Genomic DNA, 21,694 nt, shown 5'->3' with positions numbered 1-21,694 from the left:
GCTGTCTGCCGGCTTCTTCCGGTACCTCCGGGCGGCCGCTTGGGACGACCTGTCGTCTCAGGTGAGGCTGTCGCTATGCAGAAGAACCTCCGCCTTAGCCTGGAAGGCGGAGGGACCAACTGATTTTCAGACGGACAGGCAGGGTTGAAGCGTAGCGAAATCTTTCAGATTGCTTGCCAAGCTCAAAGTCCGTGGCTCACGCGATGTCATTGCCGAAAATCGCTGCCAACGCTTGCGCAGCATGCCTAGTGGCTGCCCTCACGCTTTCGCCGGCGTGCATTTCTCGCCAGCATATTCAGCATCTCGACGAGGGCCGAGAAGGCCATGGCGGCATAGACGTAGCCCTTCGGCACATGGAAGCCCATGCCGTCGGCGATCAAGGTCGTGCCGATCATCAGCAGGAAGGCGAGCGCCAGCATGACGATCGTCGGATTGCGCTCAATGAAATTGGCAAGCGGCGTTGCGGCAACGAGCATAACCGTCACGGCGGCGATGACAGCGATGATCATGATCGGCAGATGCGGGGTCATGCCGACGGCAGTGATAATGCTGTCCACCGAGAAGACGAGGTCGAGCAGCAGGATTTGCCCGATCGCGGAGGCAAAGCTGGTGCCGGTCGCGCCAGCAATGAAATTTTCCTGGTGATCCTCCGGATCGACATTATGGTGAATTTCCTTCGTTGCCTTCCAGACGAGGAAGAGGCCACCGGCGATGAGGATCAGATCCTTCCAGGAAAAGCCGTGGCCAAAGAGTTCAAAGAGCGGTTCGGTGAGCTGGACGATCCAGGCGACCGTGCCGAGCAGGGCAAGACGCATGACGAGAGCAAGGCCGATACCGGTCTTGCGGGCCCTTTCCCGATGCTCGGGCGGCAGCTTGTTTGTGAGGATCGAGATGAAGATGAGGTTGTCGATACCGAGAACCACCTCCATCACCACGAGTGTGACAAGCGCCACCCAGGCAGCCGGGTCCTGGATGAGCGTCATGATATCCTGCATCGGTGTATTTCCCCTTTGCGTCGCCTATGGACGCGCACAATGTATCTTTGCGGCCCTGCCGGGCAAGCGCCGCAAGGGGTATACGAAAACGATCAGGCTTTTATTCCTTGATCGGCAGCCAGATTTCCGTCACCCCCATCCCCGTATAGGGATCAAAGCGTTCATCATAGCGTTCGAACATGTCCGGCATGCTGCCATGTTCAAGGCCCGAGGTTGGCCACCAGTTGCCGAAGATCAGGTCCATCGTGGCGGGAATACCGGAGACGTGGCCGCGATGGGAGAAGACCGCGTAGCGCTGGGCCGGCAGCTTCAATGTGGCAAAACCATCGGGCAGCTCGCCGGCGTCGGAGATCTCGGCCGCCGCCATATAGCGGAATTTCTCAGTTTCGGCGTCGATATGGGTGCAGATGCCGTAAGCTATATTGCCCTTCTGGTTGGGGATATGGCCGAAATGCTGGTTGAACTTCTGCCAGAGCGAGGGGATCGCGGCGTTGCCGCCGTAGGCGTAGGTTTCCTGAAGGCCGGTGAAAAGCATTGACGGCAGAGTTTCGAAACGTGGCGGTTCAAGATCGGTAAGGTTTGCGGTTTTCATCCTGATAGGCTCCATCAAAGCGAGATTGCGGATGTGCCCCTGTCGTCGCACCGCCTCCGGCGTCACGCCGAACTGGTCGCGAAAGGCACGGGTGAAAGCCTCGTGCGAGCCGTAGCCCGCACCGAGGGCAACCTCGAGAATGCTGGATGAGCCTGATATGAGGGACAGCGCGGCACCGCTCAGACGCCGTGCGCGGATATAGCCGCTGATCGAATGGCCAGTCACCAGACCGAAGACACGCGACAGATGGTAGCGTGACAGTCCGGCGGCTTCGGCGATCTCGTCGAGGCTTATCTCGGTTTCAAAATGGCTCTCGATGAACCATATCGCCCGTCCTATTGCGCTCATCTCTTCTCCCCTAGTTGCCGTTGCATTCTTAGGGGAAATGGGGCGTCCAGATTTGATCGCTATTGCGCAAATCCGGCGGAAAACCAATCGGGTTCGAGATGAGAGTCAGGTATGCTCGTGCTTTCGCACGCCATAGGCGGCCATGAAGACATGGATCGCGCCTCGGATGACGCGCTCGATTTCATTGCGCGGCGGCGGACCTTCCATATTGCCAAAGAGGCGCAGCTTGAAGAAGCTGCCGCTCGCAAGGTCGAGGAACTGTCCGGCGGCGAGATCGATGTCGTCGATCTTCAAGGTGCCGGCCTGCACATGCCGTTCCAGGAAATCGTGCATAATGGTGCGCAGGTTTTGCGGCCCCTTGAAGAAACGCTGACAGAGAAGAGGCATGCGCTCACGCACGCCGAGCACAGTGCGCATGGCATCGATGACCTTGTCTTCGGTCATATGAGTGACGAATGTTATCCCGAATTCGTACAGGCCGGCCTCGACGTCGTCATGTTCTGCAAGCACCGAACGTACGGCTGCGACGAAGGCGGCACGCTCGGTCTCGACCATCGCATGGAAGAGTTCTTCCTTGTTGGCGAAATAGACATACAGCGTTCCCTTGGAAACGCCGGCCTCGCGGGTCACATCATTCATGCTGGCCGCGTCGAAGCCCATCTTCATGAACACGCGTCGGGCACCATCAAGGATCTGCTGACGCTTGGCCGGATCCTCGCCCGCAGCAAAGCGGCCTCCCTGATTGGGTGGGCTCAATACGGCGGTATCCTCGGGCTTCAGCGTCATGTCTCCTTAACCGTCTTCGCGAATTCGACTTTTCTTTCAGAGAAATCGAACCGATTGGTTCTATGCATCTTGATATGAAGTCAAAAACCCTCTATGTCAACTGAACCGAACCGTTCAGTTCGATTATTTACTCAAGATCGGTAGCCTTTCTATGTCGACCAACCAGAAAAGCAACGTCGCGCGCATCGTCAGTGAAAATGCCGACGCCGAAGAGGTGAAGGCGGAAATCGCAGCTCCCGCCGAAGCCCCAAAGGCTGAAGCACCGAAGACGGCTCCCGCACAGTCCGCTCCGGTTGTCACACCGGCTTCCGCTGCCACGAAGAAGCGCCGCAGCTTTGTGCTTCCGGTTGTCGTGCTTGCCCTTCTCGCCGGCGCCGGCTGGTATGGCTACGACTGGTGGACCACCGGCCGCTTCCTGGTATCGACCGACGACGCCTATATCGAAGGCGATATTGCGACGATTTCTCCGAAGGTTACCGGCTATGTCGCGAAAGTGAATGTTGTTGCCAACCAGGAAGTCAAGGCAGGCGAGGTTCTCGCTACACTTGATAACGGCGACTACCAGAACGCCCTCGACCAGGCCAATGCGCAGATCGCGACCGAACAGCTTTCGCTAAGCCGCATCGACGCGCAGATCGAAGGTGCCAAAGCGAGCCTCGTACAGGCACAGGCCCAGAAGACCGCTCTCGAAGCCACAGTGCGCGGCGCGGAAATCAAGCAGAAGCGCCAGAGCGATCTGCAGGCGAAATCCGTCGGTACCACTGCTGATCTGGACGATGCAAATACCGCACTCGATCAGGCCAAGGCGAACCTTGCAGGCGGTGACGCCAATATCGTTGCCGCCCAGGCGAATATTGCGATCCTCGAAGCGCAGCGCAAGGAAGCCGAAGGCTCCGTGCGTACTCTGGAAATCCAGCGCGACAAGGCCGCTCGCGACCTCTCCTTCACTGTGCTGAAGGCCCCCTATGACGGCGTCGTCGGCAATCGTTCGGTTCAGGAAGGCGATCTCGTGTCGCCTGGTCAGCGGCTGATGGCGCTCGTGCCGACCCGTCAACTCTATATCGACGCCAACTTCAAGGAAACGCAGATCCAGCATCTCGTTCCCGGTTCGAAGGTGAACGTCCATGTCGATGCCTATAGCGATTATCCTGTCGTCGGCACGGTTGAATCGATCTCACCGGCCTCCGGTTCGGTCTTTTCGATGCTGCCGCCGGAGAATGCAACGGGCAACTTTACCAAGATCATCCAGCGTGTGCCGGTACGCATCGCCCTGCCGCAGGATGCACTTGATAGCGGCCGCCTGCGCGCCGGTCTCAGCGTCGTCGTCGACGTCGACACCCGCACGGCGCCGGTGAAGTAAGCTTTCAGGGCCGGAGGTAGTCCCATGGCCGGGAGTGCGACAGCAACGGCAGGTTCGATCCCGGCAGCGCCTGCGCATGCCGCCGATCGCATGGATCCCAAAAGGCTCATCGCTTTCTTCGCGATGGTACTCGGCATGTTCATGTCGATCCTCGACATTCAGATCGTCTCCGCTTCGCTCGCCGAAATCCAGGCCGGCCTATCTGCTGGCACGGACGAAATCGGCTGGGTGCAAACTGCCTATCTGATCGCCGAAGTCATCATGATCCCGCTGTCGGGCACGCTGGCGCGTATCATTTCGACACGGTATCTCTTCGCAATCTCGGCTGCCGGTTTCACCATGGCGAGCGCCCTGGCCGCAACGGCGACGAATATCGACCAGATGATCGTCTACCGTGCCATTCAGGGCTTCATCGGCGGCGGCATGATCCCCTCGGTCTTCGCGGCCGCCTTCACGATCTTCCCGCCGTCGAAGCGTTCGATCGTCTCGCCGATCATCGGCCTCATTGCCACGCTGGCGCCGACCATCGGCCCGACAGTCGGCGGCTATCTCAGCCATGCCTTTTCCTGGCACTGGCTGTTTCTGGTCAATATCGTGCCCGGTATCATCGTCACGCTCGTCACCTACAATTTCATCGACTTCGACAAGCCGGAACTATCGCTCTTCAAGAAATTCGACTGGTACGGATTGCTCGCCATGGGCGTTTTCCTCGGCGCAATGGAATATGTGCTGGAAGAGGGTAATTCGAACGACTGGTTCAATGACAGTTACATTGTCGCAGGCGCTGTTGCGTCGGCTGTCGCCGGTATCGTTTTCTTCTATCGGGCCTTTACGGTGGAGTTCCCTGTCGTCGACCTGACGGCCTTTGCCAACCGAAACTTCTCCTTCGGCTCGGTGTTTTCCTTTGTCATGGGCATCGGCCTATATGGGCTGACTTACATCTACCCGGTCTATCTCGGTCGCATCCGCGGTTACGATTCGCAGATGATCGGCGAGACAATGTTCGTGTCGGGCCTTGCGATGTTCTTCACTGCGCCGATCGCCGGTCGGCTGTCGACGAAGCTCGACCTGCGCGTCATGATGGCGATTGGCTTCGTCAGTTTCGCGGCGGGCACCTTTATCATGACGCATCTGACGCAGGACTGGGACTTCTATGAGCTCTTCATCCCGCAGATCCTGCGCGGCTTTGGTTTGATGATGTGCATGGTGCCGATCAATAACATTGCGCTCGGCACGCTGCCGCCGCAGCGCATCCGCGGGGCCTCGGGTCTCTTTAACCTCACACGTAACCTCGGCGGTGCTGTTGGCCTTGCCATTATCAATACCGTGCTGACGAGCCGCCAGGACGTGCATTATGAGCGTCTGCGTGAAAGCGTCCATTGGGGCAATACGGCAGCGATCGACCAGATGAACAACATGACCGCCAACTTCAACAACTGGGGTTTGGACGGGGCTAACGTCGCGGTCAAGCAGATGGTCGGCCTTGCGACAAAGCAGGCAATGATTCTTTCCTTCAGCGACATTTTCCTGATGCTGACAGTGCTTTTTCTGGCGATGATCCTTGGCGTCGTCATGATCAAGAAACCCGCGCCGCAAGGCGGCGGGGGAGGCGGTGGCGGCCACTGACCTCCGGCCGTCATTGCAAGAAAGGCCCTCTTCGGAGGGCCTTTTTGTTTTTCCGCACTCGGCTTTTCCCGATCGCTGAACAGGCGTTTTTCTACACACGCATTTTTTTGATTTACGTACATCAAAATTGGCGCTAATGGTCTCCTCCAGGAGGAGTGATGAGGCCAACCGTTCATGATATCGCCGCTGCGGCGGGCGTCAGTCTTGCAACTGTGGACCGGGTTCTGAACCAGAGGCCCGGCGTCCGCCATGTGACGCGGGAGAAGGTGGAGACCGCTATCCGCGATCTCGGCTATGTCCGCGACGTGGCCGCTGCAAATCTCGCCAAGGGCCGCGTTTATCCGCTGACCTTCATTTTGCCCGCCAGTGACAACTCCTTCATGCATGGCCTGAATGCCGAAATCCGCGCGGCGATTGCGCGCTCGGCCGCCGAGCGTACGGATATCCGCATTGTCGAGGTGCCCGCCTTCGACCCACAGGCGCTTGTGCGTGAGCTGGAAACAGTCGCGGCCGAAAGGCCCTCGGGTATCGCGCTGGTGGCCACCGACGCGCCTGAGGTGAAGGCGATTGTGGACCGGCTGGTCCATGACGGCATTCCAGTCGTCACTCTCGTTTCCGATCTGACGGGATCGCTGCGTCACCATTATGCTGGGGTCGACAATATCGCAGCGGGGCGCACCGCTGCGCGTCTGCTCGGCCGTTTCCTCGGCGGCGCCAAAGGCGAGATCGCTGTGCTGGCAGGCTCCATGCTGGTGCGCGACCATCGTGAGCGCCTAGAGGGCTTTGCGTCTGTCATGGCGCAGGAGTTTCCGGCGCTGCATTTGCTGCCGGTGCTCGAAGGCCGGGACGACCCTGAAGTCGCCCATAAGCTGATTGCGGATGCGCTTGGGAAGAACGGTGGCATCATTGGCATTTACAGTCTTGGCGCGGGTAATCGCGGCCTGATCCGGGCGCTGAAAGAAAAGGCTGCCGACAGGGCGTTGACGGTCATTGCCCATGAATTGACGGCACATACGCGCGCCGCTCTCCTCGACGGCACTATCGACGCAATCCTCAACCAGGATGCCGGCCATGAGGTGCGCAGCGCGATCCGTGTTCTCAAGGCAAAGGCGGACGGGCTTGCCGTCATCGATGCGCAGGAGCGCATTCGCCTCGATATATTCCTGAAAGACAATCTGCCGTAACGGCAAAGGGAGAAACACCATATGTATCTGGGTCTCGATCTCGGAACTTCGGGCGTCAAGGCGATGCTGATCGACGGCGATCAGAAGATCATCGGTTCGGCCAATGGTTCGCTCGACGTCTCGCGTCCGCATTCCGGCTGGTCGGAACAGGAGCCGGCCCACTGGGTACGCGCCACGGAAGAGGCCGTCGCTGGCCTCAAGGCCAAGCATCCGAAGGAGCTAGCCGCGGTCAAGGGCATCGGCCTTTCCGGCCAGATGCACGGTGCAACGCTGCTCGACGCGTCCGACAGGGTGCTGCGCCCCTGCATTCTCTGGAACGACACGCGCTCCTATATCGAGGCAGCCGCACTCGATGCCGATCCGCGCTTCCGCAAGCTGACCGGCAATATCGTATTTCCCGGCTTCACCGCGCCGAAGCTCGCCTGGGTCGCCAAGAACGAGCCGGACATTTTCGCCAAGGTCGCCAAGGTTCTGCTGCCGAAGGATTATCTGCGCCTCTGGCTGACGGGCGAACACATTTCGGAAATGTCGGACTCGGCTGGCACGTCCTGGCTCGACACCGGCAAACGCGCCTGGTCGTCCGAACTGTTGGCTGCCACCAATCTCGATGAAGAGCAGATGCCGACCCTGATCGAAGGTACGGAACAGGGCGGCAAACTGCGCGCCGAGCTCGTCTCGGCCTGGGGCATATCAGGCGATGTCATCGTTGCCGGCGGTGCCGGCGATAACGCGGCTTCGGCCTGCGGCATGGGTACGGTCAGTGATGGCGCTGCCTTCGTGTCGCTCGGCACGTCCGGTGTTCTCTTTGCCGCCAACGCCGCCTACCTGCCGAAGCCAGAAAGCGCCGTGCATGCTTTCTGCCATGCGCTGCCCGCCACTTGGCACCAGATGGGCGTCATCCTCTCGGCAACCGATGCTTTGAACTGGCATTCTTCCGTCACCGGCAAATCGGCCGCTGACCTGACCGGAGAACTCGGCGAGAGCCTGAAAGCGCCGACGGGTGTGACCTTCCTGCCTTATCTCTCAGGCGAGCGCACACCGCATAATGATGCGGTCATCCGTGGTGCCTTCATCGGCCTCGAGCACGAGAGCAGCCGTATGGTGCTGACGCAGGCGGTGCTCGAAGGTGTCTCGTTCGCGATCCGCGACAATCTCGAAGCGCTACGTTCGGCCGGTACGGATATTTCCCGCGTCACCGCAATCGGCGGCGGTTCGCGGTCGCGCTACTGGCTGGCTTCGATTGCGACGGCGCTTGGCGTTCCCGTCGACCTGCCCGCCGACGGCGATTTCGGCGCCGCCTTCGGTGCTGCCCGCCTCGGCCTCATTGCGGCAACGGGTGCTGATCCGGTTGCCGTCTGCACTCCGCCGGTTACGGCCGGCACGATCGAACCGGTCGCCGCACTCACCGGCGCCTATGAGGATGCCTACAAGCGCTACCGCGCGACCTATCCGGCGATCAAGTCGCTGGTGCATTGAGAACTGAGCCGCTGGCGCCCTCATCCGCCTGCCGGCACTTCTCCACGCTGGGGAGAAGAGACTCATGGCGATGCATTACCCCTTCTCCCCTCGGGGAGAAGGTGGGCCGAAGGGCAGGATGCGGGGCCGCACGGCACTGACGATAAGACTGAACGACAAACCCAAGGAGAACCCAAATGAGCACCGGATTTTTCGGCGACATCCAGAAAGTGAAGTACGAAGGCCCAGACAGCACCAATCCGCTGGCCTTCCGCTACTACCAGCCGGACGAAATCGTTCTCGGCAAGCGCATGGAAGACCATCTGCGTTTCGCGGTTGCCTATTGGCACACGTTCACCTGGCCGGGCGGCGACCCCTTCGGCGGTCAGACCTTCCTGCGCCCGTGGTTCGAAGACACGATGAAGGCCGCGAAGCTCAAGGCTGACGTCGCTTTCGAGTTCTTCTCGCTGCTCGGCGCGCCCTACTACTGCTTCCACGACGCCGACGTTCGTCCGGAAGGCAAGAACTTTGCCGAAAACACCAAGAACCTGAACGAGATCGTCGACTACTTCGCCGAAAAGCAGGCCGCCACCGGCACCAAGCTGCTCTGGGGCACGGCGAACCTCTTCTCGAACCGTCGCTACATGTCGGGAGCTGCAACCAATCCGGATCCGGATGTCTTTGCTTTCGCCGCTGCGACGGTCAAGACCTGCATCGACGCCACGCAGAAGCTCGGCGGCGAAAACTACGTTCTGTGGGGTGGCCGCGAAGGTTATGAAACCCTGCTCAACACCGATATCGGCCGCGAACTCGACCAGCTCGGCCGCTTCCTCAACCTCGTCGTCGAGTACAAGCACAAGATCGGCTACAAGGGCACGATCCTCATCGAGCCGAAGCCGCAGGAGCCGACCAAGCACCAGTACGACTACGACGTCGCGACCGTCTATGGCTTCCTCAAGAAGCACGGCCTCGAAAACGAAGTGAAGCTCAATATCGAGCAGGGCCACGCGATCCTCGCCGGCCATTCCTTCGAGCATGAACTGGCGCTCGCCAATGCGCTCGGCATCTTCGGCTCGATCGACATGAACCGCAACGACTACCAGTCCGGTTGGGATACCGACCAGTTCCCGAACAACGTTCCGGAGATGGCTCTGGCCTATTACTACGTTCTGGCGGGCGGCGGCTTCAAGACGGGTGGTACCAACTTCGATTCGAAGCTGCGCCGTCAGTCGCTCGATCCGGCAGACTTGCTGATAGGCCATATCGGCGGGATGGATTGCTGCGCGCGCGGCCTGAAGGCCGCTGCCAAGATGCTCGAAGACAAGGCTCTGTCGCAGCCGCTCGCAGACCGCTATGCCGGCTGGAATTCTGCCGAAGGCCAGAAGCTCTTCCGCGGCGAATACTCGCTGGAAGAGATCACACAGTGGGTCGAGAGCAAGGACGTCAACCCGCAGCCGAAGTCCGGCAAGCAGGAGCTGTTGGAAAACATCGTCAACCGCTACGTTTGATTGGCGGTTTGACTTTTTTGAAGAGTCGGGGAGCGAAAGCTTCCCGGCTTTTCTTGTTTGCGAAGCCGGAGATGGCTCGTTGCGCTGGTCGGGCAGACAGAAATCTGGCATGCCATTGGTGATCGCGATGAAACCGCGTGGAGCACTCATGGCAGACGATCGCAAACTGCATTGGGAAAATGTCTATTCGACCAAGGACGAAGTGGATGTCAGCTGGTTTCAGGAGAGCCCGGCTCCGTCCCTCGAACTGATCCATCTCGCGCAAGCAAAGCGATCGGACGCGATCATCGATGTCGGTGGTGGAGCCTCACGGCTGATCGACAATCTTCTTGCCGAAGGGTTCGACGGCGTGACGGTGCTCGATCTCTCGGAGGCCGCACTCGATATGGCGCGAAAGCGTCTGGGCGCCAAAGGTGACGAGGTAACGTGGATTGCCGCTGACGCCACCCTTTGGGAGCCGCCGCAGGTTTATGACATCTGGCACGATCGGGCAGCCTTTCATTTCGTGACCGATAGGGGTCAGCAAGCAGCCTATATCGAGCGGCTGAAACGCGGTTTGAAAATCGGCGGACATCTCATCATAGGGACTTTCGCCCTCGACGGGCCTGAGAAGTGCAGTGGCCTGCCTGTCGCGCGTTACAGTTCTGACAGTCTGACAGATCTCCTCGGGGCAGGTTTCAAGCTGATCGACAGCCGTCGCCACGATCATTCGACACCGTGGGAGAGTGTGCAGAGGTTTCAGTTCAGTACGTTCAAGCGGATCGCGTAATCGGAGAGGAAGCTCTCCCGTTTCAAAAAAGCTGGGCTTCGATGGCTGCCCTGTCTATGACCGACCAGACGCCCTCGATCTTACCATTCAGAAACTCGTAGAAGACGTTTTCGGCGAACTGCACTCTCCTGCCGTTGACAGGAAGACCGAAAAGTTCGCCCTTCGGTATGCAGTCGAACTGCAAACGGCTCGCCACACGTGGCGGCTCGCAGATCAACAGCTGTATGTCGAAGTAGAGATCGGGAATGGCGCGAAAGTCGCCTTCCAGCATTTCCCGATAGCCGGAGAGACCGATGCGCTTGCCATTGTAGCGAACGTCTTCGTGGACGAAATTTTCCAAGTTTGTCCAGTCCTGTTTGTTCAGGCAAGCGATGTAACCTCGGTATCTGTCAGCCAGCTCATCCCGTATCATCAAGGTTGCCTTGTCTTCGTAAAGGAGTCCGTCGGCAAATTAGAACGGCTTGGAGATCAGGCAATGGCGGATGTTTGGTCGAGTCTCGAAGCTACCGCTTCTGCCAGTTGCGCGGCGGAGCAGAAACCGAATTACGCACAACGAGATCCGGCCGCAGCAAGATTTCCGTTTCGGCCGGACGGCCGTCGGAGAGAAGTTCGAGGAGCAGCGCCATGGCCTGTTTGCCGATTGCCGTGCGCGGCTGGCGAATGGTCGTCAACGAGGGGCTCATGAAAACGGCTTGCGGCACGTCATCGAAGCCGGTGACCGAAAAATCCTGCGGGATATTGTAGCCGCGGGCGTTCAGGCCGATCATGACGCCGATCGCCGTCTGGTCGTTGACGCACATGAAGGCGGTGGGCAGCGTATCACGCATGAAGAGCTGCTCTACCGCATGGCGGCCGCTCTCGATCGTACCATCGCCTTCCAGTACAATACGCGTGTCTCTCGGTACGCCGGCGGCGTCCAGGCCGGCGTCATAGCCCTGCCGGCGGCGGCTGTAGGCGAGGCGGGTGCGGGAGTCGCCGATGAAGGCGATCTTGCGGTGACCTTCCGCCAGAAGCAGGTCGACGGCTTTCCTCGCGCCTTCAATATCGTCGACTCCGACATAGGGGATGCCACCATTGAAGACGGGTTCAAAGACGCCGACGCTCGGCGGCAGCTGCGCCGTCACCATCTGATGGCCGAAGGGCAGGATGCCGGTAAAGAGGATCAGGCCTGCAGCTTGGTTGGAATTGAAGAATTTCAGATATTCCAGGCCGCGTTGCGCATCATTTTGCGTGTGGCCGATCAGCACGCCGTAGCCATGGGCCCGCGCCTCGTTTTCCAGGCCGATGAGGATATTGGAAAAGTTGGGATCGCCAATGTCGGGCGCCACGACCAGGATCATGTTGGAACGACCGAGCCGCAGGCTGCGCGCCATGGCGTTCGTCGTATAGCCGGTGATAGCGATGGCCTGATTGACCTTCAGGCGCGTGGAATTGGCCACCTTTTCGGGCATGTGGATCGCCCGCGATACCGTCGCGATGGAAACCTCGGCGATCCGGGCGACGTCTTCGATTGTAGCGGGCGTGGAATTCGACACGGGGTCTGCCTTGGGCTGTCTTCGCCGCACACTACACAGACTTGTCGGGAGGTCAAAGTCACCGCACAACAGATCTGTGTAAATCCACGATGTAAACCTTTACATGCCTGATGTAAAGGTTTACATATACCGACATAAGCGGATGGGAGCCGCAGGAGGAAATCATGACTGTGGATACTGCAGAGACTGCACCGGTGGTGTTGTCCGCCAGGCGCATTTGCAAGTCTTTCAGCGGCGTGCAGGTTCTCTTCAGCGTCAATTTCGATCTCCGCGCCGGTGAAATCCATGCACTGATGGGCGAAAATGGCGCCGGAAAATCCACTCTCGTCAAGATTCTCTCCGGCTTCGAACAGCCTACCTCCGGCGAGATCCTGCTCGACGGCGAGCCCGTGGTGTTGCCTCCGAACGGCGCAGCCGAAGCGCTCGGCATTGTCATCATTCATCAGGAATTCAATCTGGCCGAACATCTGACGGTCACCGAGAGCCTGTTCCTCGGTCGCGAGGTCACGCATTTCGGGGTGCTCGACCGCAAATACATGCGCTCGGAGACGCGTCGCGTGTTGGATGTGCTTGGTTCGCATGTCGACGAGAATGCGATGATCAGTTCGCTGTCGATCGCCGATAAGCAAATGGTCGAGATTGCCAAGGCCATCAGCCGCGATGCCCGCGTCGTCTTCATGGACGAGCCGACCGCCGTTTTGTCGCGCGAGGAAATCAATATGCTCTTCAAGCAGGTACGTAAGCTGCGCGATCAGGGCACCAGTTTTGTCTTCGTTTCCCACAAGCTTGACGAGGTCATGGAGCTCACCGACAGGGTCACAGTCCTTCGCGATGGCCAGTGGGTGAAGACGGCTCCGACCTCCATGCTGGATGGTGAATCCATTGCGCAGCTCATGGTCGGCCGTGAGCTTTCGAGCCTCTATCCGGCCAAGGTCGAGCCCAATGTCGACGAGGAAGTTGTGCTTCGCGTCAGTTCGGTTTCGACCGGCTACGTGCAGGATGCGAGCTTCGAAGTGCGTAAGGGCGAGGTGATCGGATTTTCCGGACTTATCGGTTCGGGTCGTACCGAGCTGATGGAGGCGATCGCCGGCCTACGTTCGCGCCTTTCCGGCGAGGTCGTCATCCACGGCGAAAGCGTGTCTTCGGGTGATGCGCGTGCCGCCAATCGCGCCGGCCTTGCCTATATGACCAAGGACCGCAAGTCCAAAGGGCTGCTGCTTGGTTCGGGCATGATCGCCAACTTGACGCTGCAATCGCTCGAACGCCATGTCAGCCATGGTTATCTGAGCCCGAACAGCGAAGCGGCGGCGCTTGCCAAGGCCAAGCGGCGCTTCGACATCCGCGTACGCGACGGCAATATCATTGCCGGCCGCATGTCGGGTGGCAACCAGCAGAAGCTTCTTCTCGCCAAGGTCATGGAGACCGAGCCGCAGATCATCATCATCGATGAGCCGACGCGCGGCATCGATGTCGGCACCAAGCAGCAGATCTATCATTTCATTTCGGCGCTCGCCCGCGACGGGCGGTCGATTATCGTCGTGTCCTCGGAAATGCCTGAAGTCATTGGGCTTTGCACGCGGGTTGCCGTGATGCGCGAAGGCCGGATCGTCGGCATCCTCGAAGGGGATGAAATTTCCGAACAGGAAATCATGCGTTACGCCGCGGGGCTGAAGCGTCAAGCGGCTGCCTGATGTCGGCGAGGCGCTACGCGAGCGGACCGCGCGCGAGACAAACAAGATGCCCAGCAGTCATGGGACGGGAGGTTGGTTTTGGACATGAGTGTTAACGAGGAGACCAGGGAGATCCGGCGCAGATCGTGGCGTGACATCGATCTACGCGCGGTTGCCCCCTTTGCCGCACTGGCCTTGCTCCTCATCGTCGGCGCGCTGGTCAATCCGAATTTCATCGGCATTACCAATCTTACGAATGTCGCGACGCGCTGCGCCTTCATTGCGATTATCGCCGTCGGTGCGACCTTCGTGATCTCGGCAGGTGACCTCGACCTCTCCGTGGGCTCCATGGTGGCCTTCGTTGCGAGCCTGATGATCCTGCTCATCAATTCCGGCATCATCGCCGATCCGACGCTGATGCTGACGGCAGCTGTCGCCTTCGCCGTGGTTGCCGGTGCGCTCTGTGGTCTCGCAAACGGCCTCATCACCACAGTCGGCAAGATCGAACCCTTCATTGCCACTCTCGGTACGATGGGCATTTATCGCGGCCTGACCACATGGCTGTCGCAGGGTGGCGCGATCACGCTGCGCTCTGCAGATATTCAGACGCTCTACCGTCCGGCCTATTTCGGCAATATCCTCGGCATTCCAGTGCCGATCGCCGTCATTCTCCTTGTGACCGCCATCGCGGCCTTCGTCCTCTATCGCACGCGCTACGGGCGCCATGTCGTGGCTGTCGGCTCGAACAGCGATGTCGCTCGCTATTCCGGCATTCCCGTCAATCGGGTGCGCACCATTGCTTTCGTCATCCAGGGCCTCTGCGTGGCGATCGCCGTGCTGCTCTACGTGCCGCGCCTCGGCTCGACTTCGGCAACGACGGGCATCCTGTGGGAGCTGCAGGCCATTACCGCCGTAGTCGTCGGCGGCACGGCGCTGAAGGGCGGGGCGGGTCGAGTATGGGGCACGATCTGTGGCGCCTTCATTCTCGAACTCGTCGGCAACATCATGCTGCTTTCGAACTTCATCAGCGAATACCTGATCGGCGCGATCCAGGGTGCGATCATCATCATCGCCATGCTGGTGCAACGGTCGCTGGTCCGCAAATCGTAGGCAAACCTGTTTCTCGGATTGGTCGGGCTATCCAGGGCACCCGGCCCGAGCTGAATAAGTCCCTGATATTTTGGGAGGAAATAGCATGCGCAAGCTCATGTTGAGTCTGGCGGTTGCGGGGGTGGCTTTTGCCGGCGCAGCCTACGCCCAGGGCAAGAACTATACGATCGGTGTGTCCATTCCGGCCGCCGACCATGGCTGGACGTCGGGCGTCGTGTTTCACGCCGAGCGTATTGCCAAGAAGCTGATGGCCGAACATCCGGGTTTGAACGTCATCGTCAAGACCTCGCCGGACGCTGCGACGCAGGCAAACGCGGTACAGGATCTCGATACGCAGGGCATTGACGCGCTTGTCATCCTGCCGTCGGATCCGGATCCGCTCGTCAACGCAATCAAGGAAGTCAAGGGCAAGGGCAAGTTCGTAGCCCTCGTCGACCGTGCGCCGTCGAACAACGACAATTCCGTGCGTGACCTCTATGTCGCTGGCAACAACCCGGCGCTCGGCGAAGTCGCCGGCAAGTACATTGCCGAAAAGACGCCGGAAGCTCAGGTCGTCGTCATCCGCGGCTTGCCGATCCCGATCGATCAGCAGCGCCAGGACGGTTTCGACAAGGGTATTGCCGGCTCCAAGGTCAAGGTTCTCGATCGCCAGTATGGCAACTGGAACCGCGACGACGCTTTCAAGGTCATGCAGGACTATCTGACGAAGTATCCGAAGATCGACGTCGTTTGGTGCCAGGACGATGACATGGCCGTCGGCGTTCTGCAGGCCATCGAGCAGGCCAAGCGCACTGACATCCAGTATGTCGTTGCCGGTGCCGGCTCGAAGGACATGGTCAAGAAGGTCATGGATGGCGACAAGCTCATCCCGGTCGATGTTCTCTATCCGCCAGCAATGGTGGGCACGGCCATGGAACTGACGGCTGCTGCGCTCTACGATCAGGTTCCGGTTCACGGCAACTACATCCTCGACGCGACGCTCGTGACCAAGGACAACGCCAAAAACTTCTACTTCCCGGATTCTCCGTTCTGATAGCTGCTTTCACGCATGCGCCCGTTCGAAAGGACGGGCGCATTTTTCATGGCTTGAGAGAAGTTGAGACCAAAATGCGGCACGTACCTCTTGCCGATGTGCGGCGGGCGTGATTAGGTCCAGACCGCGTTGATTTTCGGCTCACCCGCTAAATCCATCGCATTGGCGGGGAGGCGCCTTTTCTTTACCGGACGGCGCGCTAAGATTTATCGAAAACGTTTACGATCGATATTCAGGGAGGAAACTGACATGAAGACGATCAAGGGACCGGGCCTGTTCCTCGGACAGTTCGCTGGCGATACCGCTCCTTTCAATTCCTGGGACGCGATCACCAAATGGGCGGCCGATATCGGCTACAAGGGCGTGCAGGTGCCGACCTGGGCAAGCCAGCTCATCGACCTCAAGAAGGCCGCGACCTCCAAGGATTACTGCGATGAGTTCGCAGGCAAGGCGCGTGAAAACGGCGTCGAAGTCACCGAACTTTCCACCCATTTGCAGGGCCAGCTCGTTGCCGTCCATCCGGCCTATGACGAAGCCTTCGATGGCTTTGCAGCGCCGGAAGTGCGCGGTAATCCGAAGGCGCGTCAGGAATGGGCCGTGCAGCAGGTCAAGTATGCGCTGACTGCTTCCAAGCATCTCGGCCTCAAGGCGCATGCGACCTTCTCGGGCGCGCTTGCCTGGCCCTTCATCTATCCGTGGCCGCAGCGCCCGGCCGGTCTCGTCGAAACCGCTTTTGACGAGCTCGCCCGCCGCTGGAAGCCGATCCTCGACCATGCCGACGAAAATGGCATCGACGTCTGCTACGAAATCCATCCGGGTGAAGACCTGCACGACGGCATCACCTACGAGATGTTCCTTGAGCGCGTCGGCAATCATCCGCGCGCCAATATGCTCTACGATCCCTCGCACTACGTTCTGCAGTGCCTCGATTACCTCGACAATATCGACGTCTACAAAGACCGGATCAAGATGTTCCACGTCAAGGATGCCGAGTTCAACCCGACCGGACGCCAGGGCGTTTACGGCGGCTATCAAGGTTGGGTCGAACGTGCCGGCCGCTTCCGTTCGCTGGGAGACGGCCAGGTCGATTTTGGCGCCGTCTTCTCCAAGATGACCGCCAACAATTTCGATGGGTGGGCCGTGGTCGAATGGGAATGCGCGCTGAAGCATCCGGAAGACGGTGCCCGCGAAGGCGCTGAATTCGTTGCCGCGCACATCATCCGCGTCACTGAGAAGGCCTTCGACGACTTCGCAGCCGGCGGCACTGATCAGGCTGCCAATCGGCGCATGCTGGGTCTGGCATAAGCCGGTTTCGAGATTCGAGGAGAATATTATGGCAATCGAAGCATCATCCGAACAGGCCCGCGAGCCGCGCATCCGGCTTGGCATGGTGGGCGGCGGGGCAGGGGCCTTTATCGGCGCCGTCCATCGTATCGCTGCGCGCATCGACGACCAGTACGATCTAATTGCCGGCGCGCTGTCGTCGACGCCCGAAAAGGCTGTCCAGTCCGGCCGCGATCTCGGTCTCGATCCGTCGCGCACCTATTCCAGCTATCGGGAAATGGCGATCCGCGAGGCGAAGCTGAAGAACGGCATCGAAGCTGTTTCCATCGTGACGCCGAACCACGTGCATTATGACGCCGCCAAGGAGTTCCTGCGCCGCGGCATTCATGTCATTTGCGACAAGCCATTGACCTCGAATCTTGCCGACGCCAAGAAGCTGAAGAAGGTTGCCGACGAAAGCGGCGCGCTGTTCATCCTGACGCACAACTACACCGGCTATCCGATGGTTCGTCAGGCGCGCGAGATGATCGCCAATGGCGAGCTCGGCGATATCCGTATCGTCCAGGCCGAATATCCGCAGGACTGGCTGACCGAGGCGATCGAACAGTCCGGCCAGAAGCAGGCCGCATGGCGCACCGACCCGGCGCAGTCGGGTGTCGGCGGTTCGACCGGCGATATCGGCACGCATGCCTATAACCTGGCTTCGTTCATCACGGGCCTCGAACTCGACAGCCTTGCCGCCGATCTCGACAGCTTCGTGCCGGGCCGCCGTCTCGACGACAACGCTCATGTGATGCTGCGCTTCAAGGCCAAGGGTTCGGAAAAACCTGCGAAGGGCATGCTCTGGTGCAGCCAGGTGGCTCCGGGTCATGAGAATGGTCTCAAGGTGCGCGTTTACGGTACCAAGGGTGGTATCGAATGGGTTCAGGCCGATCCGAACTATCTCTGGTACACGCCGTTCGGCGAACCCAAGCGGCTGATTACCCGCAACGGCGCCGGCTCCGGCGCTGCCGCCGCCCGCGTTTCTCGCATCCCCTCGGGCCATCCGGAAGGTTATCTCGAAGCCTTTGCGACGATCTATACAGAAGCCGCACACGCTATCAACGCTCACAAGAAGGGAGAGGCGGTCGACAAGGCTGTGGTCTACCCGACCGTCGACGACGGTGTGAAGGGTGTCGCCTTCGTCGAAGCCTGCGTGGCTTCATCCAAGCGCAACGGCGCCTGGGTCAAGGTCTAAGTTTACGCGCCGATCAGGCTCGTATGGTCAAAAAACGCCGGGGCGGTTCGATATCGCTCCGGCGTTTGCGCTTTGTGGAAATCAGGCCGCAATTTCAGTACGGCCGCGCTTCACCAGGTTATCGACGCTGAAGGAGCCGGCACCGGCGGCGACCAGATAGAGGAAGACGAAGCAGAACAGGATTGCGGCAACACCGCCATTCTGCGCCGGAAAGAAGCTCTTCGACGCATGGCCGATGAAATAGGCAAAGGCCATTAGGCCGGAAAGCACGAAGGCCGCTATGGGGGTTTGGAAACCGATGAGCACCAGGAACCCGAGGGTGAGTTCGAGAAGGCCGGCAACCCAGGAAAGCGATCCGACGGGCGGCACGCTCGCCGCGGCCGGGAAATGCAGGATCTTTTGCGTTCCGTAGCTGAAAAGCACGAGGGACGAGACGATGCGCAGCAGGCTCAGGAGATGCGGCTGCAGCAGATGGATCGACGAGAGCATTCGTTTCCTTTCATATTGTGATGCCTTTCCCGGTGTAAGGACTGCGTCCGTGACAGCAAATCACGACTGCTGACATTGGCGTTATGAGATCCGGTAACAAGAGCTGTGGCAGGCTTGCCGCGCTCCATCGTTTCTTACTGTAACGTTGCAGTTTTTCGTCTGCCGGCCTGTACTTTGCCATCAGGCTTGGCTAAACCGCACGCAAACGGTCAGTCCATAACCTGAGAGATGGGATTTACAGATGATCGATCCGAAAATGCTTGCCGACCGCTTCCCCGGCGATTTCACCTTCGGTGTGGCCACCGCCGCCTTCCAGATCGAAGGCGCCAGCCGGGCCGATGGCCGCAAGCCGTCCATCTGGGATGCCTTCTGCAACATGCCCGGTCGCGTCCATAATCGCGACAACGGCGATGTCGCCTGCGACCACTATAACCGGCTGGAGCAGGATCTGGATCTCATCAAGGAGATGGGCGTTGACGCCTATCGCTTCTCGATCGCCTGGCCGCGCATCATCCCCGATGGCACAGGCCCGGTGAATGAGAAGGGCCTCGATTTTTACGACCGCCTTGTCGATGGCTGCAAGGCGCGCGGCATCAAGACTTTTGCCACACTCTATCATTGGGATCTGCCGCTATTGCTCGCTGGGGACGGCGGCTGGACGGCGCGGTCGACTGCCTATGCCTATCAGCGTTACGCGAAGACGGTCATGAGCCGTCTCGGTGATCGTCTCGACAGCGTTGCCACTTTCAACGAACCCTGGTGCATCGTCTGGCTCAGCCATCTCTACGGCATTCATGCGCCGGGCGAGCGAAACATGCAGGCGGCTCTTCACGCCATGCACTACATGAACCTGGCGCATGGTCTCGGCGTCGAAGCTATCCGTTCGGAGGCGCCGAATGTGCCTGTTGGTCTGGTGCTCAATGCCTCCTCGATCATTCCGGGCTCCGATAGTGCTGCCGATCTCGCCGCCGGCGAACGCGCACATCAGTTCCACAACGGCGCTTTCTTTGATCCGGTCTTCAAGGGCGAGTATCCCAAGGAGTTCGTCGAAGCGCTCGGCGATCGCATGCCCATCATCGAGGATGGCGATCTCAAGATCATCAACCAGAAACTCGACTGGTGGGGCCTCAACTATTACAAGCCGGAACGCGTCGCTGACGACGCAAGCCGCAAGGGCGACTTCCCGTGGACTATGGAAGCGCCTCCGGCAAGCGATGTGAAGACCGATATCGGCTGGGAGGTCTATTCGCCGGGCTTGAAGCTACTCGTCGAAGACCTCTACCGTCGCTACGACCTGCCGGAATGCTACATCACGGAGAATGGCGCCTGCGACAATACCGGCGTCGTCAATGGCGAGGTCGATGACGTGATGCGCCTTGACTATGTCAGCGATCATCTCGATGTCGTCGCCGACCTGATCAAGGACGGTTATCCGATGCGCGGCTATTTCGCCTGGAGCCTGATGGACAATTTCGAATGGGCCGAGGGCTATCGCATGCGCTTCGGGCTCGTTCATGTGGATTACGAAACGCAGGTCCGCACGGTCAAGAAGAGCGGCAAGTGGTATCGCGAATTGGCGAGCCAGTTCCCGAAGGGCAACCATAAGGCCGTCTGAGATCGGCAGATTTCCGGCGGGGCATAGGTGCTCCGCCGTTTCAAACCGTGCGCAGCGTCTTTGCCATAGCGAGCCGTTTGCCTTTCGTCATCTTCCGCCCGTCGCGGAAGTTCCGGCAAAGCAGTGCAAGCTGGACTGATCCTGCCAGCACTTCCAGCGCCTGCATTGCGTAGAAAAGACCATCGAACAGACCTGCCGCGGCGCGCATATAAAGCAGGATCGCCAAGGGCAGCAAAATGAGCAGCCCGTTGGCGGCTATGATCTTCATCCGCCTGCGCTTCCTGTCGATAGCCGGTGAATGGCGGCTGCGGGCGAGCGACAAGCCGCTGCCGCCGGTGATTGCCATCGCTGGAATCAACAGACAGAGGCCGATAAGGATTGCCTCCTTGACTGTAAGGATGGCGGTCTCATCCAGAAGAAGTTCGGAGATCAGCGTTGCGGTGAGGAAATTCGCAATCAGGATCATGGCCACAGTGCCTGCACTGGCATGAATGATCGTTTTCATGTCCGCTCCTCGCTTTCCGTGGCGTCCAGCGCCAGCCGTTGGTCGAAACTGTTCAGGAGAGCAAGCGCGGCCCGGAGATCAGGCGCGTCCAGCCCATTGGCTAGCCTGTTTGCCCAGCCTGTATGAAGATCGGTTATCCGCGCATAGCTCTCTGCGCCCTGCGGTGTCAGCACATAAAAGGGCGAGCGCTGATGGCGCGGGTTCGTCCGCTTCTCGATGAAGCCGTCTTCTTCCAGCTTATTCACCTGTTTCTGCGCCCCTTGCCGCGTCATGCCCATCATTTCGGCGATTGCTGGGACGGTGACGCTTGCGGAAGACAGCGAGATCGCGCCCAGTACCTGCCAGCGGGCGCTGGTGAGGTTCAGCGGCGCGCCTAGTCTGTCGCCACCATCCAATAGTCGCCCGTTGATGCGAAAGACCATCAACATGATATCCGTCAGCAGGTCCGCCTCAATCGTTCGCTTCACGATTTGCTCTTCCTCATTTTGAATTATGGAAACTAGTTACCGAAATGTAAACTAGTTGTCAACATGTCGAAGGCAGGCAAGTTGAGCATAAATCCGGAGCCAGATTCCCGATTGTTCTCATGATTT

Annotated in this window: 20 protein-coding genes; 12 read left to right on the top strand and 8 right to left on the bottom strand. The window is 59.5% G+C overall.

Annotation, left to right across the window (positions count from 1 at the left end):
- Nucleotides 1-245: 245 nt before the first annotated feature.
- The 3 genes from FHX15_RS17085 to FHX15_RS17075 form a co-directional block, all read right to left on the bottom strand.
- A complete protein-coding gene (locus tag FHX15_RS17085) occupies nucleotides 246-995 on the bottom strand; it encodes a TerC family protein (protein ID WP_184399097.1) in 750 nt (249 codons plus the stop codon).
- A 100-nt stretch (nucleotides 996-1,095) separates the two neighbouring features.
- Nucleotides 1,096-1,935: an AraC family transcriptional regulator gene (locus tag FHX15_RS17080; protein ID WP_184399095.1), complete on the bottom strand. Its 840-nt coding sequence runs from the start codon at nucleotides 1,933-1,935 to the stop codon at nucleotides 1,096-1,098.
- Between the two features lie 105 nt (nucleotides 1,936-2,040).
- Complete coding sequence (locus FHX15_RS17075) at nucleotides 2,041-2,721, bottom strand: TetR/AcrR family transcriptional regulator (protein ID WP_184399093.1); 681 nt, start codon at nucleotides 2,719-2,721, stop codon at nucleotides 2,041-2,043.
- Between the two features lie 151 nt (nucleotides 2,722-2,872).
- Between FHX15_RS17075 and FHX15_RS17070 the strand changes: the two genes are divergently transcribed.
- The 6 genes from FHX15_RS17070 to FHX15_RS17045 all read left to right on the top strand — a co-directional run bounded on the left by FHX15_RS17070 (nucleotide 2,873) and on the right by FHX15_RS17045 (nucleotide 10,623).
- Complete coding sequence (locus tag FHX15_RS17070; protein WP_184399091.1) at nucleotides 2,873-4,081, top strand: HlyD family secretion protein; 1,209 nt, start codon at nucleotides 2,873-2,875, stop codon at nucleotides 4,079-4,081.
- 24 nt (nucleotides 4,082-4,105) lie between these two features.
- Complete coding sequence (locus FHX15_RS17065; protein WP_184399089.1) at nucleotides 4,106-5,707, top strand: DHA2 family efflux MFS transporter permease subunit; 1,602 nt, start codon at nucleotides 4,106-4,108, stop codon at nucleotides 5,705-5,707.
- A gap of 158 nt (nucleotides 5,708-5,865) precedes the next feature.
- Nucleotides 5,866-6,891, top strand: a complete 1,026-nt coding sequence (locus FHX15_RS17060) for a LacI family DNA-binding transcriptional regulator (protein ID WP_184399087.1) — start codon at nucleotides 5,866-5,868, stop codon at nucleotides 6,889-6,891.
- A gap of 21 nt (nucleotides 6,892-6,912) precedes the next feature.
- Nucleotides 6,913-8,367, top strand: a complete 1,455-nt coding sequence (xylB, locus tag FHX15_RS17055; RefSeq protein WP_184399085.1) for a xylulokinase — start codon at nucleotides 6,913-6,915, stop codon at nucleotides 8,365-8,367.
- 176 nt (nucleotides 8,368-8,543) lie between these two features.
- Nucleotides 8,544-9,854: a xylose isomerase gene (gene xylA / locus FHX15_RS17050; protein ID WP_184399083.1), complete on the top strand. Its 1,311-nt coding sequence runs from the start codon at nucleotides 8,544-8,546 to the stop codon at nucleotides 9,852-9,854.
- Nucleotides 9,855-10,002: 148 nt separating this feature from the next.
- Nucleotides 10,003-10,623, top strand: a complete 621-nt coding sequence (locus FHX15_RS17045) for a class I SAM-dependent methyltransferase (RefSeq protein ID WP_184399081.1) — start codon at nucleotides 10,003-10,005, stop codon at nucleotides 10,621-10,623.
- A gap of 22 nt (nucleotides 10,624-10,645) precedes the next feature.
- On the opposite strand, the gene FHX15_RS17040 is transcribed toward FHX15_RS17045, so the two are convergent.
- The gene (locus tag FHX15_RS17040) at nucleotides 10,646-11,035 is read right to left on the bottom strand and encodes an ester cyclase (RefSeq protein WP_184399078.1); all 390 of its coding nucleotides are present in this window, start codon (nucleotides 11,033-11,035) and stop codon (nucleotides 10,646-10,648) included.
- 91 nt (nucleotides 11,036-11,126) lie between these two features.
- Nucleotides 11,127-12,158 (bottom strand): LacI family DNA-binding transcriptional regulator, encoded by a 1,032-nt coding sequence (locus tag FHX15_RS17035; RefSeq protein ID WP_184399076.1) that lies wholly within the window; start codon nucleotides 12,156-12,158, stop codon nucleotides 11,127-11,129.
- 164 nt (nucleotides 12,159-12,322) lie between these two features.
- Between FHX15_RS17035 and FHX15_RS17030 the strand changes: the two genes are divergently transcribed.
- The 5 genes from FHX15_RS17030 to FHX15_RS17010 all read left to right on the top strand — a co-directional run bounded on the left by FHX15_RS17030 (nucleotide 12,323) and on the right by FHX15_RS17010 (nucleotide 18,492).
- The gene (locus FHX15_RS17030) at nucleotides 12,323-13,849 is read left to right on the top strand and encodes a sugar ABC transporter ATP-binding protein (RefSeq protein ID WP_184399073.1); all 1,527 of its coding nucleotides are present in this window, start codon (nucleotides 12,323-12,325) and stop codon (nucleotides 13,847-13,849) included.
- Nucleotides 13,850-13,933: 84 nt separating this feature from the next.
- Complete coding sequence (locus tag FHX15_RS17025) at nucleotides 13,934-14,938, top strand: ABC transporter permease (RefSeq protein WP_184399071.1); 1,005 nt, start codon at nucleotides 13,934-13,936, stop codon at nucleotides 14,936-14,938.
- An 85-nt stretch (nucleotides 14,939-15,023) separates the two neighbouring features.
- Nucleotides 15,024-15,971 carry a substrate-binding domain-containing protein gene (locus FHX15_RS17020; RefSeq protein ID WP_184399068.1) on the top strand — a complete coding sequence of 316 codons (948 nt, stop codon included), beginning with the start codon at nucleotides 15,024-15,026 and terminating at the stop codon, nucleotides 15,969-15,971.
- Between the two features lie 249 nt (nucleotides 15,972-16,220).
- Nucleotides 16,221-17,276 carry a sugar phosphate isomerase/epimerase gene (locus FHX15_RS17015; protein ID WP_184399066.1) on the top strand — a complete coding sequence of 352 codons (1,056 nt, stop codon included), beginning with the start codon at nucleotides 16,221-16,223 and terminating at the stop codon, nucleotides 17,274-17,276.
- Nucleotides 17,277-17,304: 28 nt separating this feature from the next.
- Nucleotides 17,305-18,492: a Gfo/Idh/MocA family protein gene (locus FHX15_RS17010; protein WP_184399064.1), complete on the top strand. Its 1,188-nt coding sequence runs from the start codon at nucleotides 17,305-17,307 to the stop codon at nucleotides 18,490-18,492.
- Nucleotides 18,493-18,573: 81 nt separating this feature from the next.
- Here FHX15_RS17010 and FHX15_RS17005 read toward each other — a convergent pair whose 3' ends face one another.
- On the bottom strand, nucleotides 18,574-18,981 hold the full coding sequence (locus tag FHX15_RS17005) for a DoxX family protein (RefSeq protein WP_184399062.1): 408 nt from the start codon (nucleotides 18,979-18,981) through the stop codon (nucleotides 18,574-18,576).
- Nucleotides 18,982-19,222: 241 nt separating this feature from the next.
- Here FHX15_RS17005 and FHX15_RS17000 point away from each other — a divergent pair, with 241 nt between their 5' ends.
- Nucleotides 19,223-20,596, top strand: coding sequence for a GH1 family beta-glucosidase (locus FHX15_RS17000; RefSeq protein WP_184399059.1), 1,374 nt, complete (start codon nucleotides 19,223-19,225; stop codon nucleotides 20,594-20,596).
- 40 nt (nucleotides 20,597-20,636) lie between these two features.
- Here FHX15_RS17000 and FHX15_RS16995 read toward each other — a convergent pair whose 3' ends face one another.
- Nucleotides 20,637-21,101 carry a hypothetical protein gene (locus tag FHX15_RS16995; protein ID WP_184399057.1) on the bottom strand — a complete coding sequence of 155 codons (465 nt, stop codon included), beginning with the start codon at nucleotides 21,099-21,101 and terminating at the stop codon, nucleotides 20,637-20,639.
- Nucleotides 21,098-21,568 (bottom strand): MarR family winged helix-turn-helix transcriptional regulator, encoded by a 471-nt coding sequence (locus FHX15_RS16990; protein WP_184399055.1) that lies wholly within the window; start codon nucleotides 21,566-21,568, stop codon nucleotides 21,098-21,100. The genes FHX15_RS16995 and FHX15_RS16990 overlap by 4 nt, the downstream gene beginning before the upstream one ends.
- Between the last annotated feature and the right edge of the window lie 126 nt (nucleotides 21,569-21,694).

It is taken from the genome of Rhizobium sp. BK650 (assembly GCF_014195325.1).
In the GTDB taxonomy this organism is placed as follows: Bacteria; Pseudomonadota; Alphaproteobacteria; order Rhizobiales; family Rhizobiaceae; genus Rhizobium.
The sequence above is the reverse complement of the archived record's forward strand: the minus strand, read 5'-3'. Positions and strand labels throughout refer to the sequence as shown.

Excerpts from the sequence above, each read along its gene's own strand:
- FHX15_RS17085 (WP_184399097.1), bottom strand. The coding sequence starts at position 995 with ATGCAGGATATCATGACGCTCATCCAGGACCCGGCTGCCTGGGTGGCG.
- FHX15_RS17080 (WP_184399095.1), bottom strand. The coding sequence starts at position 1,935 with ATGAGCGCAATAGGACGGGCGATATGGTTCATCGAGAGCCATTTTGAA.
- FHX15_RS17075 (WP_184399093.1), bottom strand. The coding sequence starts at position 2,721 with ATGACGCTGAAGCCCGAGGATACCGCCGTATTGAGCCCACCCAATCAG.
- FHX15_RS17070 (WP_184399091.1), top strand. The coding sequence starts at position 2,873 with ATGTCGACCAACCAGAAAAGCAACGTCGCGCGCATCGTCAGTGAAAAT.
- FHX15_RS17065 (WP_184399089.1), top strand. The coding sequence starts at position 4,106 with ATGGCCGGGAGTGCGACAGCAACGGCAGGTTCGATCCCGGCAGCGCCT.
- FHX15_RS17060 (WP_184399087.1), top strand. The coding sequence starts at position 5,866 with ATGAGGCCAACCGTTCATGATATCGCCGCTGCGGCGGGCGTCAGTCTT.
- xylB (WP_184399085.1), top strand. The coding sequence starts at position 6,913 with ATGTATCTGGGTCTCGATCTCGGAACTTCGGGCGTCAAGGCGATGCTG.
- xylA (WP_184399083.1), top strand. The coding sequence starts at position 8,544 with ATGAGCACCGGATTTTTCGGCGACATCCAGAAAGTGAAGTACGAAGGC.
- FHX15_RS17045 (WP_184399081.1), top strand. The coding sequence starts at position 10,003 with ATGGCAGACGATCGCAAACTGCATTGGGAAAATGTCTATTCGACCAAG.
- FHX15_RS17040 (WP_184399078.1), bottom strand. The coding sequence starts at position 11,035 with ATGATACGGGATGAGCTGGCTGACAGATACCGAGGTTACATCGCTTGC.
- FHX15_RS17030 (WP_184399073.1), top strand. The coding sequence starts at position 12,323 with ATGACTGTGGATACTGCAGAGACTGCACCGGTGGTGTTGTCCGCCAGG.
- FHX15_RS17025 (WP_184399071.1), top strand. The coding sequence starts at position 13,934 with ATGAGTGTTAACGAGGAGACCAGGGAGATCCGGCGCAGATCGTGGCGT.
- FHX15_RS17020 (WP_184399068.1), top strand. The coding sequence starts at position 15,024 with ATGCGCAAGCTCATGTTGAGTCTGGCGGTTGCGGGGGTGGCTTTTGCC.
- FHX15_RS17015 (WP_184399066.1), top strand. The coding sequence starts at position 16,221 with ATGAAGACGATCAAGGGACCGGGCCTGTTCCTCGGACAGTTCGCTGGC.
- FHX15_RS17010 (WP_184399064.1), top strand. The coding sequence starts at position 17,305 with ATGGCAATCGAAGCATCATCCGAACAGGCCCGCGAGCCGCGCATCCGG.
- FHX15_RS17005 (WP_184399062.1), bottom strand. The coding sequence starts at position 18,981 with ATGCTCTCGTCGATCCATCTGCTGCAGCCGCATCTCCTGAGCCTGCTG.
- FHX15_RS17000 (WP_184399059.1), top strand. The coding sequence starts at position 19,223 with ATGATCGATCCGAAAATGCTTGCCGACCGCTTCCCCGGCGATTTCACC.
- FHX15_RS16995 (WP_184399057.1), bottom strand. The coding sequence starts at position 21,101 with ATGAAAACGATCATTCATGCCAGTGCAGGCACTGTGGCCATGATCCTG.